Below are 17,705 nucleotides of genomic sequence, written 5' to 3' on the forward strand. Positions count from 1 at the left end.
GCGGGGCAGTTTACCAGCTTCGTTTGGTGCTTGTAGGCGAGGTGCGCTTGTCTGTAGGAGCGAGGCTTGCCTGCGATCAATCGTCAACGAAGACGCGCTGTGCCTGATGCACTGCGCTGTAACGACGTGTATCTCGCGGGCAAGCCTCGCTCCTATAGATGTACGGGGAGATGTACGGGGTTAGCGCTCGATCGCCAGGGCCACGCCCTGGCCGCCACCGATGCACAGGGTCGCCAGGCCCTTGTGGGCATCGCGCTTGATCATTTCATGCAGCAGGGTCACCAGCACCCGGCAGCCCGACGCACCGATCGGGTGGCCGATGGCGATGGCGCCGCCGTTGACGTTGACCTTGCTCGCGTCCCATGCAAGCTCCTTGGCCACCGATAGCGACTGCGCGGCGAAGGCTTCGTTGGCTTCGATCAGGTCCAGTTGATCCAGGCTCCAGCCGGCCTTTTCCAGGCAGCGACGGGTGGCCGAGACCGGGCCGATGCCCATGATCGCCGGGTCGACGCCGGCGTTGGCGTAGGCGGCGATTCTGGCCAGTACCGGCAGGCCCAGGGCCCGGGCCTTGGTGGCGCTCATCAGCATCACGGCGGCGGCGCCGTCGTTCAGCGCCGAGGCGTTGCCGGCGGTGACGCTGCCGTCTTTCTTGAACGCCGGCTTGAGCTTGGCCAGGGCCTCGGCGGTGGTGCCGGGACGGGGTTGTTCGTCGGTGGCGAAGGTGACGGGCTCGCCCTTGCGCTGGGGAATCTGGATCGGGGTGATCTCGTCGACAAAGCGCCCGGCCTCGATGGCCGCTGCGGCTTTCTGCTGGGAAGCGGCGGCGAAGGCGTCCTGGGCTTCACGAGTGATGCCGTACTTGTCCACCAGGTTCTCGGCGGTGATGCCCATGTGGTAGTCGTTGAAGGCATCCCACAGGCCGTCGCTGATCATGGAGTCGATCATCTGGCTGTGGCCCATGCGCAGGCCGGTGCGGGCGCCGGGGAGCACGTAGTTGGCCAGGCTCATGTTTTCCTGGCCGCCGGCGATGATCACCTCGGCGTCGCCGCAGCGGATGGCCTGGGCGCCCAGGTGCAGGGCCTTGAGGCCCGAGCCGCAGACTTTGTTCAGGGTCATGGCGGGCACGGCGTGGGGCAGGCCGGCCTTGATCGCGGCCTGGCGGGCGGGGTTCTGTCCGGCGCCGGCGGTGAGCACCTGGCCCATGATCACTTCGTCGACCTGGGCCGGGTCGATGCCGGTCTGGGCCAGCAGCTGGCGGATGACGGCGGCGCCCAGGTCGACGGCGGGAATGGCCGCGAGCGAGCCCTGGAACGTACCCACGGCGGTGCGGGTGGCGGCAACGATGACGACGTCTTGCATGGTGGGGTCCTCACATTCGGTGGCTGGAGCCTGGAGCGGGCTCGGCGAGTCCATCGTGCAGGCGCTGAAAATCATGGTTGCACACAACCTCGGGAGGCGGCCAATCGCGAACCGGCCGGTCGTGTTGTGCTTTGGCAGTCGCTTTCTACAGGCCCATGCGCCGCCTCGCCCGGTGGGCCGAACTGTCACGTACCGCCCAGCGCAGCATCGGCGCGCTGCGCTTGACGCTTGCGCGGATCAACTGGCGTTGCAGCGGGGGCTGCTCGACCCCCAGCAGGCCGCTGGCCCAGTCTGGCAGCAGGTCGATCCCTGCTTGCATCATCAACGACCCGAAGGGCCTGGCCAGGCGGCTGGGGGCCGGGGCGGCCTGCAGCAGGCGCAGCACTTCACGGCTGCGCTGGTCGCACAGCAGCTGCGGGCGCATGGCTTTCAGGTAATCGGCCACTGCCTGTCGCGAACGGGGCACGTCCCGGGCGCCCAGCCGTTCAGCCACCAGGGCGACTTCATCGTAATAGCGGTCCTGGTCCTCGCCTGACAGTTGGGGGTTGAGGTAGCGCAGGTGGGCGGCCAGGAAGCTGCTGACCTCGGCCACATGCACCCAGGTCAGCAGGTCCGGATCGCTGGCGGCATAAGGCCGGCCATCGGGGGCGGTGCCGGTGATGTGCAGGTGGATACCTCGAACCTTTTCGATCAGCCACTGAGCGTCCTGGCGCGAGCCGAAGGTCGTACCGGAAATGAACTGCCCCGTTCGGCGCAGGCGGCCGAGCAGGTCCTGGCGAAAGTTGGAGTGGTCCCAGACTCCAGCCAGGGCCAGGGGGTGCAGGGCCTGCAGCAACAGGGCGCTGATGCCGCCGATCAGCATGCTGCTGAAATCGGCGTGCACCTGCCAGCAGACGGCCCCGGGGCCGAACAGGCCGGGGTCGCCCTTGGGGTTTTCCAGGTCGAGCTGGCCCAGGGACAAGCCGGTCAGGCTCATGACCTGGCTTTCGATACGGCTGCGAATGAATTCCATGACGACTCGCTATGGATAGGGAAACAAAGGCGCGGCCAGGGCCGCGCTGGCCTCAGGTGTTCAGGCGTTTATCGATCAAGCCCTGCACCACGCTCGGGTCGGCCAGGGTCGAGGTATCGCCCAGGTTGTCCAGTTCGTTGCAGGCAATCTTGCGCAGGATACGTCGCATGATCTTGCCCGAGCGAGTCTTGGGCAACGCCGGCGCCCACTGGACCAGTTCCGGCTTGGCAAAGCTGCCGATCTCGCGGCTGACCAGGGCCAGGAGCTCCTGCTTCAATTCATCGTCGGGCTCGACCCCGTGCATCGGCGTGACGAAGGCATAGATGCCCTGGCCCTTGAGGTCATGGGGATAACTCACCACCGCGGCCTCGGCGATACGGTCGTGCAGTACCAAAGTGCTTTCCACCTCGGCGGTGCCGATACGGTGCCCGGACACGTTGATCACGTCATCGATGCGTCCGGTGATCCAGTAGCTGCCGTCTTCGTCGCGGCGGGCACCGTCACCGGTGAAGTAGTAGCCCGGGTAGGGGGCGAAGTAGGTTTCGATCATGCGTTGCGGGTCGCCATAGACCGTGCGGATCTGCCCCGGCCAACTGCCCTTGAGTGCCAGGATGCCGCTACCGGCTCCCTGGATCTCCTGTCCCTGATCGTCCAGTAGCACGGGCTGAACCCCGAACATCGGCATCGTGGCGCAGCCGGGCTTGATTTGTCGGGTGCTGGCCAGAGGGCTGAGCATGATGCCGCCGGTCTCGGTCTGCCACCAGGTATCGACGATCGGGCAGCGTTGCTGGCCTACCTCGTTGAAATACCATTCCCAGGCTTGCGGATTGATCGGTTCGCCGACGCTGCCGAGCAGGCGCAGGCTGGCGCGTGAGCTGTTCTGCAGGGGGCCGGTGCCCTCGCGCATCAGTGCGCGCAAGGCGGTGGGGGCGGTATAGAAGATGTTCACCTGGTGTTTGTCGATCACTTCCCAGAAGCGTGAAGTGCTGGGGTAGTTGGGCACGCCCTCGAAGATTAGCGTGGTGGCGCCGTTGGCCAGCGGACCATAGAGGATGTAGCTGTGGCCGGTGACCCAGCCGACATCGGCGGTGCACCAGAAGACTTCGCCGTCACGGTAGTCCATTACGTACTTGAAGGTCATGGCGACCTGCAGCAAGTAGCCTCCGGTGGTGTGCAGCACGCCCTTGGGTTTACCGGTGCTGCCTGAGGTATAGAGAATGAACAGCGGGTCTTCGGCGTCCATCGGCTCGGGTTCGCACTGGCCGCTGGCGGCGGCCATGGCCTGTTCATAATGGATATCGCGGCCGTCGACCCAGTCCACCGGGTTGCCGGTACGTTGCACCATGATGACGTTGCTGACATCCGGGCAACTGAGCAGGGCCTGGTCGACATTGCTTTTCAGCGGTATCAGTTTGCCGCCGCGCAGGCCCTCGTCGGCAGTGATCACCGTGTGGCAGTCGGCGTTGAGAATTCGATCACGCAGGGCTTGGGGGGAGAAACCGCCGAACACCACCGAATGCACCGCACCGATGCGCGTGCAGGCGAGCATGGCGTAGGCGGCTTCCGGGATCATCGGCATGTAGATGCACACCCGATCGCCTTTTTTCACGCCACGGCTCTTGAGCACGTTGGCCAGGCGACAGACCTGCCGGTGCAGGGTGTGGTACGTGATGTGCAGGGCTTCGGCAGGGGTGTCGCCTTCCCAGATGATCGCCGGTTGGTCGCCACGTGTTTCCAGGTGACGGTCGATGCAGTTGTAGCTGACGTTGAGCTGGCCGCCGCCAAACCAGCTGGCCTGGCCGGTACGGCTGTCGTATCGGTGCACGCTGTCCCAGGGCTGGCTCCAGTGCAGGAAGCGTTTGGCTTGGCCGGCCCAGAACACTTCCGGTTGTTCAATGGACTGGCGATAGAGCTGGTGATAGTCGTCCTGGCTCAGTTGGGCTGACCGGCGCACGGCATCGGCTTTCGGGAAATCGCTGATATCGAACATGACGGATCCTCATGCTTGCTTGGCGACAAGGCTTAAGGGTGCGCGCATGTGAGGGGAAGGATCAAGGGCGAAGGCCCGAACGGGGGCCGGCAAGCCGGCCCCCGGGGAGGCAGGTCAGCCGCGATGGCGACCGCGGAAGTAGTTGATCAGGCCCTGGGTCGAAGCATCGTCGGCCAGGGTTTCGTCGCTGCCCACCAGGCGGTTGTAGACGCCCTTGCCCAGCTCCTTGCCCAGTTCCACGCCCCACTGGTCGAAGGCGTTGATGCCCCAGATCACGCTCTGTACAAAGACCTTGTGCTCGTAGAGCGCCACCAGCGCACCGAGGCGTCGCGGGCTGATGCGCTCGACCACCAGAGTGTTGCTCGGACGGTTGCCGGGGATCACCTTGTGCGGCGCCAGTCGTTGCACCTCGGCTTCGCTCAGACCCTTGTCGCGCAGTTCGCTCTCGGCTTCGACGCGGGTCTTGCCCAGCATCAGCGCCTGGCTCTGGGACAGGCAGTTGGCGTACAGCCACTGGTGGTGGTCGGCCACCGGGTTGAAGCTGACGATCGGCACGATGAAGTCGGCCGGGATCAGCTGGGTGCCCTGGTGCAGCAACTGGTGGTAGGCATGCTGGCCGTTGCAGCCCACGCCACCCCAGATCACCGGACCGGTATCGGTATTCACGGGGGTGCCATCCTGGCGCACGCTCTTGCCGTTGGACTCCATGTCCAGCTGCTGCAGGTGCTTGGTGATGTTGCGCAGGTAGTGGTCGTACGGCAGGATCGCGTGGCTCTGAGCGCCCCAGAAGTTGCCGTACCACACACCCAGCAGGGCCAGCAGCACCGGCATGTTCTGTTCGAACGGAGCGCTCTGGAAGTGCTGGTCCATGGTGTAGGCGCCGGACAGCAGTTCCTTGAAGTTGGACATGCCGATGGCCAGGGCGATCGGCAGGCCGATGGCGGACCACAGCGAGTAGCGTCCTCCGACCCAATCCCACATCGGGAAGATGTTCTCTTCACGGATGCCGAAGGCCACGGCGGCGGCATTGTTGCTCGACACCGCGATGAAGTGGCGATGCAGCTCGGCCTCGGAACCGCCCTGGGCGAGGTACCAGGCGCGCGCGGCCTGGGCGTTCTTCAGGGTTTCGAGGGTGTTGAAGGACTTGGAGGAAACGATGAACAGCGTGGTTTCCGCACGGATCTTCGCCGAAAGCTCATGGAATTCACTGCCGTCGATGTTGGCCAGGTAGTGGCAGCGCACACCTTTGTGGGTGTAGGACAGCAGTGCTTCGGACACCAGTTCCGGGCCGAGGAAGGAGCCGCCGATGCCGATGTTCACCACGTCGGTGATGGGCTTCTCGGTGTAACCGCGCCACAGGCCATCATGGATGCGGCCCACCAGCTCGGTGATCTGGTTCAGGACCTTGTGCACTTCCGGCATGACATTAACGCCATTGACCGACAGCTTGTCGCCCACCGGGCGGCGCAGTGCAGTGTGCAGGGCCGGGCGCCCCTCGGAGGCGTTGACCAGTTCGCCGGTCATCATCGACTTGATCGCATCGGCCAGCCCGACCTCCTTCGCCAGGTTCACCAGCAGATCGCGAGTCTGCGGGGTGATCAGGTTCTTGGAGTAATCGAGAAACAGTCCGCAGCTGCTCAGGGTGAATTGGCTGAAGCGCTGTGGATCGGCATTGAATGCCTCGCGCATGCTGAAGTCCTGCATGGCCTGGCGGTGCTCTTGCAACGCTTGCCAGGCGGGCAGAGCGGTAACGTCGTGAGGAGTGCGGTAGTACGCCATCGCTGCGATTTTCCTTTTGCTTGAACTGCCTTTTGGACACTGAAAGGCCCTGAACGTCCATCCGGGTTCACGAATTTCGTTCATTCAGCCCTGTGCTGATTCGATTAATCACCGGGGACGACAACAGTAACCCCGGCGTGCTGTTCTGTCTCGGCCTTCTGCGACTTGCCGTCGGTACTATTTAGTACTGGTCGGGCGACAGGGGCTTTCAGTGCAAATAAACGTGGACGCGGGCTCAGGCGACCTGGACCGGGATCGCATGGCTGGTGTGGCTCAGCTCGTTGCCGGGGGCCATGTACAACATGCGGGGCTTGAAGTTGAGCAATTCGGCTTCGCTGTAGTGAGCGTAGGCGCAGATGATCACCCGATCACCCACCTTGGCCTTGTGTGCGGCGGCGCCGTTCACCGAGATCATCCGCGAACCGGATTCGCCACGGATGGCGTAGGTGGTGAAGCGTTCACCGTTGTCGACGTTGTAGATCTGGATCTGCTCGTACTCGCGAATGCCGGAGAGGTCCAGCCAGTCGCCGTCGATGGCGCAGGAACCTTCGTAATCAAGCACGGCGTGGGTGACTTCTGCGCGATGCAGCTTGGCCTTGAGCATGATGGCGTGCATGGGATGTTACCTAGATGGGATCCACGAAAGGGGCCTGCAGTATTGGCTGCAGACCCCGGGCGGCGGCAGTTTGCCCGAAGGTTGGGGTTCGGGCAATCGGCTGGTCAGGCCGGAGCGTCGAGGTCCAGATGCAGGTTGTCGATCAACCGGGTAGTGCCCAGGTAGGCCGCCACCAGGATCACCAGATCTCGGTCCTCGGCAGCCGCCAGGCGCAGGTTGCGAGCATGGCGGATTTCCAGGTAGTCCTGGCGCAGACCGGCGGCTTCGAGCTGCCGCTGCTGCTCGGCCAGCAGTTGGGGATAGTCGCGCTCACCGCTGCGGATAGACTCGGCGATCTGGTTCAGGACGCGATACAACACCGGAGCGATGGCCCGTTGTTCCTCGTTCAGGTAACCGTTGCGCGAGGACAGCGCCAGGCCGTCGGGGGCACGCACCGTCGGTTCACCGATGATCTGGATCGGCATGTTCAGGTCATGCACCAGGGCGCGAATGACCGCCAGCTGCTGGTAGTCCTTCTGGCCGAACACCGCGAGATCGGGTTGAACCATGTTGAACAGCTTGCTGACCACCGTGGCCACCCCTTCGAAATGCCCGGGGCGGCTGGCACCGCACAGACCTTCGGACAACTGGGGAACGCTGACCCGGGTCTGTCCGGCCATGCCGTCGGGGTACATCTCCTCGACAGTGGGAGCGAACAGCAGGTGGCAGCCGGCCTGGAGGAGTTTTTCCTGGTCGGCGGCCAGGGTGCGCGGGTACTTGTCCAGGTCTTCGCCAGCGCCGAACTGCAGCGGGTTGACGAAGATGCTGGCGACCACGAAGTCCACCCGCTGGGCGGCCTTGGCCACCAGCGCGGCGTGGCCGCTGTGCAAGTTGCCCATCGTCGGCACGAAGCCGATACGCTTGCCTTCGCTGCGAGCGCGGGCGACCGCGGCGCGCAGCTCTCGCACGGTTTTTACGGTATTCATGCGCTGAACCCGTGTTCGGCACCGGGGAAGGTAACGGCTTTGACTTCTTGCACGTAGGCACCCAGCGCGGCCTGGATGCTGTCCTTGCCGGCCATGAAGTTCTTGACGAACTTGGGCGCACGTCCGGTGAGGGACAGGCCCAGCATGTCGTGGAGCACCAGCACCTGGCCATCGGTGGCACTGCCGGCACCGATGCCGATCACCGGGATCTTCACTGCCTGGGTGATTTCCGCTGCCAGCTCGCTGGGGACGCACTCGAGCAGCAGCATGGCCGCGCCTGCCTGCTCCAGGGCGATGGCATCCGCCCGCATCTGTCGTGCCTGGTTCTCGTTGCGACCCTGGACCTTGTAGCCGCCCAGCACGTTCACGGTCTGTGGCGTCAGCCCCATGTGCACGCAGACTGGTACGCCCCGTTCGTTCAGCAGGCGGACCGATTCGGCCAGCCAGGCTGCGCCTTCGATCTTGACCATGTGCGCCCCGGCTTGCATCAGCTGCGCCGAGCTGCTCAGTGCCTGTTCAGTGGTGCCGTAGGACATGAAAGACAGGTCCGCGAGGATCAGGGATCCGCTGTTGCCGCGCTTCACCGCGGCGACATGGTAGGCCATGTCGGCAGTGGTGACCGGCAATGTGCTGTCGTGCCCTTGCAGAACCATTCCCAGGGAGTCGCCGACCAGCAGGACTTCGACGCCGGCTTCGCAGCATGTGTGGGCGAAGGTGGCGTCATAGCAGGTCAGCATGGTGATTTTCTCACCTTTCTGCTTGAGGCTTTGCAGGGTGGTCAGAGTGATGTCTGGCATGAAAGGGGTCCTCATTCAGGCGCTTTGGAAACTACTGCGAGTAACGCGCGTGATTCTTCGTTGTTCAGGCGCACGGTCTTTTGTCGTGCTTATACAGCCTGCTTCCAAGTGATTGAGACGATCCCGGGTACGCCCCTGGGGCGTTGTACACAGCACGCTGTGTGCGCAAGAGGCGGTGTTGTGCTGGCGGTTGATCCGCCGTTGCATGACTGCCTCTGCCTGGCGTTTCCTGGGGTCGCCGCGAACAAGCCTCGCTTGAATTGCGCCCTTTAACGCCGTGATGGCGGCAACGGGACGCCTATAGTCGTGAGGAGAACCCTGGAAGTCAATTAGATGTGTTACCGCATTGTTACGCCGACAGTGTTACCGCCGTTACTGATGCGTTTCAGCGGTCAGGCCAGGCGTTCCAGGCCGACAAATGGGCAGCCGGCGAGCAGTTCCTGCAGGCTGCGCCCATCGGCCAGGCACATCCCGGCCGGGGCCAGTTCGGCCAGGGGGTAGAGGACAAAGGGGCGGGCCTGCATGTGGTAGTGCGGGACCTTGAGGCGCGGTTCGTCGATCAGTCGGTCGCCGAACAGCAGGATGTCCAGGTCCAGGGTTCGAGGCCCCCAGCGTTCGTGGCGTTCACGACCTTGCTGCTTCTCGATGGCTTGCAGCGCATCGAGCAATTGCAGCGGCGCCAGGTCGCTGTCCAGCGCAGCTACGGCGTTGGTGAAGCGAGGCTGGCCGGGCAGGAGTGAATCACTCTGGTAGAACGCCGATACGCCGTGCAGCTGGCTTGCGGGCAGTTGCCGGAGTGCCTCGATGGCACTGCGCAGCTGCTCTTCGGGGCTTGCCAGGTTGCTGCCCAGGCCGATGTACACGCGCTCCATCGGTTATTCGCCCGACGCGCCGGAGCTGCCAGCTCGCTTGCGCTTGGCTCCACCGCTGCGGCGGCGTTTGCGCGGGGCACCGCTGGCGTCGTCCTTGCCGCTGAGGTCGCGGATCATTTCGCGACGTTCGGCGTCATTGGCGTCCTGATAGTCGGTCCACCACTCGCCCAGGCCATCGGTCTGCTCGCCAGCGCTTTCGCGTAGCAGCAGGAAGTCGTAGCCGGCACGAAAACGCGGGTTGTCCAGCAACTGATCGGCCCGCTTGCCGCTGCGGCGTGGTAGGCGCTCCTGCATGTCCCAGATCTCGCGGATCGGCATGGTGAAACGCTTGGGGATGGCAATACGTTGGCACTGTTCGGCGATCAGTTCGTGGGCGGCTTCCTGCATGGCCGGGATGGGCGGCATGCCACGTTCCTGCAGATGCAGGACGCGAGCAGGCAGGGCCGGCCAGAGCAGGGCGGCGAACAGGAAGGCTGGCGTCACCGGCTTGTTCTGCTTGATCCGCAGGTCGGTGTTGACCAGGGCTTCGCTGATCAGCGTATGGGTGTAGGTCGGGTTGTATTCCAGGGCTTCGGCGCTGGCCGGGAACAACGGATCGAACAGTTGCAGGTCCACCAGCATTTCGAAGGTGTCCGCGGCATGGCCAGAGAGGAATAGCTTGAGCACTTCCTCGAACAGGCGTGCCGAAGGGATTTCCCGCAGCATCGGTGCCAGTTCGCGGATCGGAGCGGCGGTGTGTTTCTCGATGCCGAAATTCAGCTTGGCGGCAAAACGCACCGCCCGCAGCATGCGTACCGGATCTTCCTGGTAGCGCTGGCGTGGGTCGCCGATCAGGCGCACCAGGTTGTTGCGAATGTCATGGACGCCATTGGCGTAATCGAGGATGCGTTCGCTGACCGGGTCGTAGTACAGGGCATTGATGGTGAAGTCGCGGCGTTGCGCATCTTCTTCCAGGGTGCCGTAGACGTTGTCCCGCAGGATCCGCCCGCTTTCGTTGCGAGAGGACTGGTTGCTGTCCTCTTCGTCTTCGTTCTGCGGATGGTTGGCACGGAAGGTTGCGACTTCGATGATTTCGCGACCGAAATGGATGTGCACCAGCTTGAAACGCCGGCCAATGATCCGCGCATTGCGGAACTCGGCCCGGACCTGTTCCGGTGTGGCGCTGGTGGCGACGTCGAAGTCCTTGGGGGGAATGTTGAGCAACATGTCGCGCACGCAACCGCCGACCAGGTAGGCCTGGTAACCGGCGTTCTGCAGGCGTTCGACGATATTGACCGCATACCGGCTGAACTGCGCGCGTTGCAGCGAGTGCTGGCCGCTATTGAGCACTTCAGGGGTGCTGCGTTTATGTTGCGTACGACGCACGGGAGAACGGAATGACTGGAACAGCTTCTTCAGCATGGGATGCACTGTTTGAAGGAATGTTCGGCCAAAACGAAGAATGACCGCATGATGGGCCGGGATTCTAGCATTTAGTCGAAGGATGGTGTAGGACGCTGCCGCGACTTATGCACAGGCGGCTGTGGCGCAAGGGGATGGCTGGAGTTAAACGCCAGGAACCACAAGGGGAGCCGAAGCTCCCCCAGAATAGTTGCGTGCTCTATTTTTATTATTGGTTTCGGGCTTCTTGTTTTTGTTTAACGCCCTTGTCACCTGGTTTACCCAGAGTGACCCTCCCAATCGGGAGCCAAGAGCAAACGGATTGCTTTGATCGCTGAGTTGCAATGACCTTTCGATCCAACCAGTTCAGGCTCTGCTTTAGGGCAGTTTTTGTTGTTCTCGGCCTGGTTGTGGGGCAAGCCCCAAATACAACGCCTCTCCAAAAGAATCAGTTAGCTGCGCCTCCGCCGTGTTGTTTTTGTTATGCGTGAGTCGATTCGTCTTATTTTTATTGTCTTGTGCATTGCTTGTTATTGTTCTTGTACCAAACATATAGCAGGTGCCGTGCCAACTTTTGCAAAGCTCAATAAAACAAGGGGTTGGAGGGGGTTGTCAGGTTTTTTCAGGGCAAAAAAAACCGGGGCTTCGTTACCTTTAGCCCCGGCTTTTGTTACGTCCACTTACAGGGGTAACAGTTTTTTTCACAAATCCGCTGTTACCCCAGTCGGACCGTGCAGGTATCAGCCTTCGCTGGTCACCCCGCTTTTGCGTCGTGGAATACCCAGGCGCTGACGGCGCTCCCAGAGGCACTTGCGGCTGACGCCCAGCTTGCGTGCCAGCTCGGTCTCGGTCATGTGGTCCTGATGTTCGAGGACGAAGTGCTGGAAGTAGTCTTCCAGTGACAGGTCTTCGGTGGGTTCATGACTCGCAGCGCCCGGTTGAGGCGTCAGGCCGGCGAAATCTTCGTCTTCCAGGTCGCTCAGCTCGATGTCGATGCCCAGCAGGTCCGCGGAGATCTCCGGGCTCTCGCACAGGATCACTGCACGCTCGACGGCATTCTCCAGCTCCCGCACGTTGCCAGGCCAGGAGTAGTGGCGGATCGCCTGCTCGGCGTCGGCGGCGAACTTGAGGTCTGTTCGGCCGACACGCGCACTCTGGCGAGCGAGGAAGGCATTGGCGATTTCATTGACGTCGGCGCCGCGCTCGCGCAGGGCTGGCAACTTCAGGGCAATCACGTGCAGGCGGTAGTACAGGTCCTCACGGAACTGGCCGATCTTCGACAGGCTCTTGAGGTCACGGTGGGTCGCTGCGATCAAGCGCACATCGACCTTCTGCGACTGCACCGAACCTACCCGGCGGATCTCGCCTTCCTGCAGGACTCGCAGCAGGCGTGCCTGTGCCTCCAGCGGCAGTTCGCCGATCTCGTCGAGGAACAGCGTGCCGCCGTCGGCCGCTTCCACCAGGCCGGCACGTCCGGCGCTGGCACCGGTGAACGCGCCTTTTTCATGGCCGAACAGCTCGGATTCGATCAGGGTTTCCGGAATGGCCGCGCAGTTCACCGAGATCATCGGTGCCTTGGCGCGCTTGGACAGGTTGTGCAGCGCGCGGGCTACCAGTTCCTTGCCGGTACCGGACTCGCCCTGGATCAGTACATTGGAGTCGGTTGGGGCCACCTTGCGGATCTTGCCGTACAGGTCCTGCATGGGTGCGCAGGAGCCGATGATGCCGATCTCGCCATTGGCGGCCCCGGTCTTGTCGGCGCTGGTCCCAGGTTTGCTCGCTGGACGTTCCGCCGGAGCCTGTTCGGCGCTTTGCCGGTCCCGCAGGATGCGTGCCACGGCCTGGAGCATCTCGTCGTGGTCGAATGGCTTGGCGATGTAGTCCACCGCGCCCATTTTCATCGAGTCCACGGCCGAGCGCAGGCTGGCGTAGCTGGTCATGATGAGTACCGGCTTGCCCTGGCCGAGCTTGATCAGCTCGGTACCCGGGGCGCCAGGCAGGCGCAGGTCGCTGACGATCAGGTCGAACGAGGGGATGCTGAAGCGCTCCTGTGCTTCCTGCACTGAGCCGGCTTCGCTGACTTGATACTGGTTGCGTTCCAGCAGGCGTCGCAGGGCGGAGCGGATGATGGTTTCGTCTTCGACGATCAGAATATGCGGCATTGATTCAATTCTCTCGACGGTCTCAGGTCACAGCGGACGTCGCTTCGACATGGCGCGGTAACGTCACTCGGATACGGGTACCGCGCTGGCTCTGTGGATCGGCCGGGCTGTCGATGGTGATTTGTCCATAATGCTCTTCAACGATGGAATAGACCAGCGCAAGGCCCAGACCGGTGCCTTCCCCTGGATCCTTGGTGGTGAAAAACGGTTCGAACAATCGATCCATGATGTTCTTGGGAATGCCGCTGCCTTCGTCCTCCACGATCAGGTCGACCGTGTGCTCGAAAGCCTCGCTCTTGACGCGTACCGCGCTACCGGGCGGGGAGGCGTCACGGGCATTGGACAGCAGGTTGATCAGGACCTGGGCCAGGCGCTGTGGGTCGCCATCCACCCAGTGGTCGGGATCGCACAAATTGAAGAACTGCACCTCGAAATTGCGCCGGTTCAGGGCCAGCAGGCCGATGGCATCCTGCGCCACTTCGGCCAGGCAGACCGCCTCGTCGTTGTGCTGGTGGCTGCCCGCATGGGCAAAACTCATCAGCGACTGGACGATCCGCGAGATGCGTTTGGTCTGTTCGAGGATCTGTCCGCTGATTTCCGTCAGCTCGCCATCTTCCTCGCGCTCCTCGCGCAGGTTCTGCGCCAGGCAAGCGATGCCCGTCACCGGATTACCAATCTCATGGGCCACCCCGGCGGCCAGGCGCCCGATGCTGGCCAGGCGCTCGGAGTGCACCAGCTTGTCTTCCAGGGTCTGGGTTTCGGTCAAGTCCTCGACCAGCAGCACCAGGCCGCTGTTGCCCGGGGCCAGGGGTTCGTCGATGGCGGCCTTGTGCAGGTTCAGCCAGCGAGTCTGGCCATCCAGGGCCAGGTGCTGCTTGTGCAGGTGTTCGTCCGGCAGGTTGATGAAACCTTGCAGCAGATCCTTCCAAGGGTTGGCAATGGTGCCCAGGCGTGACCCCACCACATGCTGGGCGGGGATCCCGGTGAGCTCCTCCATGGCCTTGTTCCACATCAGGATCTCCTGGTCCTTGGCCAGGGAGCAGACGCCCATGGGCAGCTCCTGCAGGGTTTGCCGATGATAACGGCGCAGTGCGTCGAGTTCGGCAGCCAGGCCGGTCAGTCGCGAGTGGTAGTCCTCGAGGCGGCTCTCGATGAAGTGAATGTCCTCGGTAACGTAGTTTTCACCGCCAGCCTTGTAGGGCAGGAAGGTTTCGACCATGTCCTGGGCAACGCTCGGCCCCATCAGGCCGGACAGGTTGGCTTCGATACGGTCCCGCAGGCGCCGCAGCGCATAGGGCCGGCGTTCATCGAAGGGCAGGTAGAGGTCGCGCAGGGCCTGTTCCACTTCCTTTTGCGCGGCCTTGGCGCCCAACGGCTTGGCCAGTTGCGTGGCGAACTCCTGGGGCGAGGCGGCATGCAGCTCCCGGCGTTGCGGGCGACGCACGTTGTCCACTGCGCAGGCTTCGGCGGCACTGGCCTCTTCGGAACTGGCATTGGTGAACAGCGAGATCAGGGTGAACATCAGGACGTTGGCCGCCAGCGAAGCGATGGCCGCCATGTGCCAGCTGGTGTCGTCGAGGACGTAGATCATGTTCAGCAGCGGGATATAGAAACCCTGCAGGTTGCCGATCAGCGGCAGGAGCATGGTCACCAGCCACACCAGGATGCCCGCCAGCAGGCCGGCGATGAAGCCGCGGCGATTGGCGGTCGGCCAGTACAGGACCGACAGTACCCCGGGCAGGAACTGCAGGGTGGCGACGAAGGCCACGATTCCCAGGTTGGCCAGGTCCTGCTCGGCGCCCAGCAGCAGGTAGAAGGCATAGCCGGCCATGATGATGGCGACGATCAGGGCGCGGCGAGTCCACTTCAGCCAGCGATAGATGTTGCCTTCCGCCGGTGGCTGGTAGAGCGGCAGCACCAGGTGGTTCAGCGCCATCCCCGAAAGTGCCAGGGTGGTGACGATGATCAGGCCGCTGGCGGCTGACAGTCCACCGACGTAGGCCAGCAGCGCCAGGGCCGGACTGTTGGCGGCGATGCCGATCCCCAAGGTGAAGTATTCCGGATTGGTGGTGGCGCCGAGCTTGAGTCCTGCCCAGAGGATCAACGGCACAGCCAGGCTCATCAGCAGCAGGAACAGCGGCAACCCCCAGCTGGCGCTGACCAGCGACCGGGGGTTGAGGTTCTCGGTAAAGGTCATGTGGTACATGTGCGGCATGACGATCGCCGAGGCGAAAAATACCAGCAGCAGGGTGCGCCACGGACCTTCCTGCAAGGGGGTGTGCAACGCGGCGAGGGCAGTCTGGTTCTGCAGCAGCCACAGCTCCAGCTGTTGCGGGCCGTCGAATACCCCATACAAGGCATAAAGGCCGACGCCACCGATGGCGATCAGCTTGATCACCGATTCGAAGGCGATGGCGAACACCAGGCCCTCGTGTTTTTCCCGGGTGGCGATGTGCCGTGAACCGAAAAAGATCGTGAACAGGGTTATCAGCGCGCAGAAGCTCAAGGCCACCCGGTGTTGTACCGGTTCGTGGGTCAGGATGCCGATGGAGTCGGCCACCGCCTGGATCTGCAGGGCCAGCAGCGGCAGTACCCCCACCAGCATGAAGATGGTGGTCAGGGCTCCTGCCCAGGTGCTGCGGAAGCGGAAGGCGAACAGGTCGGCCAGGGACGACAGCTGGTAGGTGCGGGTGATCTTCAGGATCGGGTAAAGCAGCACCGGTGCCAGCAGGAATGCCCCGGATACCCCCAGGTAACTGGAGAGGAAACCGTAGCCGTACTGGTAGGCCAGGCCCACCGTACCGTAGAAGGCCCAGGCGCTGGCATAGACCCCCAGCGACAGGGTGTAGGTCAGCGGATGGCGGATGATCGAGCGCGGGATCATGCCGCGTTCGCTGATCCAGGCCACCCCGAACAGCACCATCAGGTAGGCGGCGCTGATCAGGATCATCTGGGTCAGGCTAAAGCTCATCGGCATCTTTTTGGCTCTGCAGGATAAAGGTCACGACGATCAGAATCAGCCAGAGCAGATACGGGCGATACCAGGCGCCAGTAGCATCGATCCACCAATCCATGATGGCTGGGGAAAACAGATAGATCCCCACTACCAGGAGCAGGACCAAGCGATAGATGTACATCTCGGCCTCTCTTTATTGTGTGCGTGCCCGAAAACGTGCGGCGATGGTAACGGATGGGCGCCAGGCTGCAAGAGGCGTCAGTTCAATTGCGCTTCCGGCACGCTCAGTGTGCGCGGAATCAGCGAGGCGTCCCAGTGGCGGGCGCCCCACTTCATGATCTCGGCGACGCTGGCGTCGTCCAGTTCGGCTCCCGGTTCCTGGCCCAGGGCTCGCAGAGCGCGCAACAGCAAGGGGGGCGCCCGGTCTTCGGTCAGTGGCGGCGAACGGTAGGATTTGCCCAGCTTGTGGCCATCGGGCTGGGTGATCAGCGGCACATGCAGGTAGCGCGGCTGAGGCAGGCCCAGCAACTCCTGCAGGTACAGCTGGCGAGGCGTGGAGTCCAGCAGGTCGGCGCCGCGCACGATGTCGGTGATGCCCTGCCAGGCGTCGTCGAGCACCACGGCCAGTTGGTAGGCGTAGAGGCCATCGCGACGACGAATCACGAAGTCCCCGACTTCCCGGCCCAGGTGTTGGCTGTATGCCCCCTGGACACGGTCGGTGAAGTGGTATTCGAGCTCCGGCACCCGCAGGCGAATGGCCGCATTGTCCCGGGCATGCCCGAGGTTGCGGCATAGCCCGGGGTAGAGACCGTGGTAGGGCTCCAGCTGTTTGCGCGAACAGGTGCAGGCATAGGCCAGGCCCTGGTTGAACAGCCGGTCGAGGACCTGGGCATAGGCGTCGTGGCGCTCGCTCTGGCGGATCATTTCGCCATCCCATTCGAAGCCGTAGCTCTCCAGGGCCTTGAGAATTGCCGCCTGGGCTCTCGGTTCTTCACGGGGCGGGTCCAGGTCCTCCATGCGCAGTAGCCAGCGGCCGCCGACGGCGCGGGCATCCAGATAGGAGGCGAGAGCGGCGACCAGCGAGCCGAAGTGCAGGTATCCGCTGGGCGTGGGGGCGAAGCGTCCGATATAGGAAGAGGCAGTCATGGCGCGCAGGTTACTTGGTCTGGCCCGACAATGGTGACGGCGTTGGCAGCGAGCACCATCGCGAGCAGGGGGGCTCGTATGGGGGAGGCGAAAGGGGAGGCAGAAACGAAAACGGAGCGAATGAACGCTCCGTTTCTGACACAGGCCAATGCTTACTTGCCGACCTGTTTCTCCTTGATTTCCGCCAAGGTCTTGCAGTCTACGCACATGTCGGCAGTAGGGCGGGCTTCCAGACGGCGGATGCCGATCTCGACGCCGCAGGATTCACACCAGCCGTATTCTTCGTCTTCGATCAGTTGCAGGGTCTTGTCGATCTTCTTGATCAGCTTGCGCTCGCGATCGCGGGCGCGCAATTCGAGGCTGAATTCTTCTTCCTGGCTGGCACGGTCGGCCGGGTCGGGGAAGTTGGCTGCCTCGTCTTTCATGTGATCAACCGTGCGGTCGACTTCCTGCATCAAGTCCTGTTTCCACTTGTTCAGGATCTTGGTGAAGTGCTCGCGCATGGGCTTGCCCATGTACTCTTCGCCCGCAGTCTCAACATAAGGTTCAAAACCGCTGATCGATTGAATCTGTTGCTTTGCTTGGGTGGGCATGAATGGACCGCCTCTACTCTTGTAATCCATTGCGCAGGATTGCTCCATCTCCGACAGTTGCCGGCCCTGCGACTGCAA

14 protein-coding genes are annotated in these 17,705 nt (G+C 63.0%); all 14 read right to left on the reverse strand.

Translation table 11 applies throughout. From position 1 onward, the window contains the following. Positions 1–180: 180 nt before the first annotated feature. The 14 genes from LGQ10_RS23890 to dksA all read right to left on the reverse strand — a co-directional run bounded on the left by LGQ10_RS23890 (position 181) and on the right by dksA (position 17,627). Complete coding sequence (locus LGQ10_RS23890) at positions 181–1,359, reverse strand: acetyl-CoA C-acetyltransferase (protein WP_226523388.1); 1,179 nt, start codon at positions 1,357–1,359, stop codon at positions 181–183. A 145-nt stretch (positions 1,360–1,504) separates the two neighbouring features. After that, positions 1,505–2,371: an oxygenase MpaB family protein gene (locus tag LGQ10_RS23895; protein ID WP_226523389.1), complete on the reverse strand. Its 867-nt coding sequence runs from the start codon at positions 2,369–2,371 to the stop codon at positions 1,505–1,507. A gap of 52 nt (positions 2,372–2,423) precedes the next feature. Continuing rightward, positions 2,424–4,361 (reverse strand): acetate--CoA ligase, encoded by a 1,938-nt coding sequence (gene acs / locus LGQ10_RS23900; protein WP_226523390.1) that lies wholly within the window; start codon positions 4,359–4,361, stop codon positions 2,424–2,426. A 114-nt stretch (positions 4,362–4,475) separates the two neighbouring features. Beyond that, positions 4,476–6,140, reverse strand: coding sequence for a glucose-6-phosphate isomerase (gene pgi, locus LGQ10_RS23905; protein WP_058433574.1), 1,665 nt, complete (start codon positions 6,138–6,140; stop codon positions 4,476–4,478). 235 nt (positions 6,141–6,375) lie between these two features. Beyond that, complete coding sequence (gene panD / locus LGQ10_RS23910) at positions 6,376–6,756, reverse strand: aspartate 1-decarboxylase (protein WP_058433573.1); 381 nt, start codon at positions 6,754–6,756, stop codon at positions 6,376–6,378. A 104-nt stretch (positions 6,757–6,860) separates the two neighbouring features. Further along, complete coding sequence (panC, locus tag LGQ10_RS23915) at positions 6,861–7,721, reverse strand: pantoate--beta-alanine ligase (protein WP_226523391.1); 861 nt, start codon at positions 7,719–7,721, stop codon at positions 6,861–6,863. After that, positions 7,718–8,518: a 3-methyl-2-oxobutanoate hydroxymethyltransferase gene (gene panB / locus LGQ10_RS23920; protein ID WP_058433571.1), complete on the reverse strand. Its 801-nt coding sequence runs from the start codon at positions 8,516–8,518 to the stop codon at positions 7,718–7,720. The genes panC and panB overlap by 4 nt, the downstream gene beginning before the upstream one ends. 392 nt (positions 8,519–8,910) lie before the next feature. Further along, complete coding sequence (folK, locus tag LGQ10_RS23925) at positions 8,911–9,390, reverse strand: 2-amino-4-hydroxy-6-hydroxymethyldihydropteridine diphosphokinase (RefSeq protein WP_058433570.1); 480 nt, start codon at positions 9,388–9,390, stop codon at positions 8,911–8,913. A gap of 3 nt (positions 9,391–9,393) precedes the next feature. Further along, positions 9,394–10,791 carry a polynucleotide adenylyltransferase PcnB gene (locus LGQ10_RS23930; RefSeq protein ID WP_058433569.1) on the reverse strand — a complete coding sequence of 466 codons (1,398 nt, stop codon included), beginning with the start codon at positions 10,789–10,791 and terminating at the stop codon, positions 9,394–9,396. Between the two features lie 719 nt (positions 10,792–11,510). Then, positions 11,511–12,932, reverse strand: a complete 1,422-nt coding sequence (locus tag LGQ10_RS23935; RefSeq protein WP_058433568.1) for a sigma-54-dependent transcriptional regulator — start codon at positions 12,930–12,932, stop codon at positions 11,511–11,513. A gap of 22 nt (positions 12,933–12,954) precedes the next feature. Further along, positions 12,955–15,909, reverse strand: a complete 2,955-nt coding sequence (locus LGQ10_RS23940; RefSeq protein ID WP_226523392.1) for a sensor histidine kinase — start codon at positions 15,907–15,909, stop codon at positions 12,955–12,957. Further along, positions 15,893–16,069: a hypothetical protein gene (locus LGQ10_RS23945; RefSeq protein WP_003176118.1), complete on the reverse strand. Its 177-nt coding sequence runs from the start codon at positions 16,067–16,069 to the stop codon at positions 15,893–15,895. Before LGQ10_RS23945 ends, LGQ10_RS23940 begins: the two co-directional genes overlap by 17 nt. Before the next feature lie 77 nt (positions 16,070–16,146). Further along, complete coding sequence (gluQRS, locus tag LGQ10_RS23950; protein ID WP_226523393.1) at positions 16,147–17,034, reverse strand: tRNA glutamyl-Q(34) synthetase GluQRS; 888 nt, start codon at positions 17,032–17,034, stop codon at positions 16,147–16,149. A 152-nt stretch (positions 17,035–17,186) separates the two neighbouring features. Next, complete coding sequence (gene dksA / locus LGQ10_RS23955; RefSeq protein WP_011063504.1) at positions 17,187–17,627, reverse strand: RNA polymerase-binding protein DksA; 441 nt, start codon at positions 17,625–17,627, stop codon at positions 17,187–17,189. Between the last annotated feature and the right edge of the window lie 78 nt (positions 17,628–17,705).

The organism is Pseudomonas sp. L5B5 (assembly GCF_020520285.1).
GTDB lineage: Bacteria > Pseudomonadota > Gammaproteobacteria > Pseudomonadales > Pseudomonadaceae > Aquipseudomonas.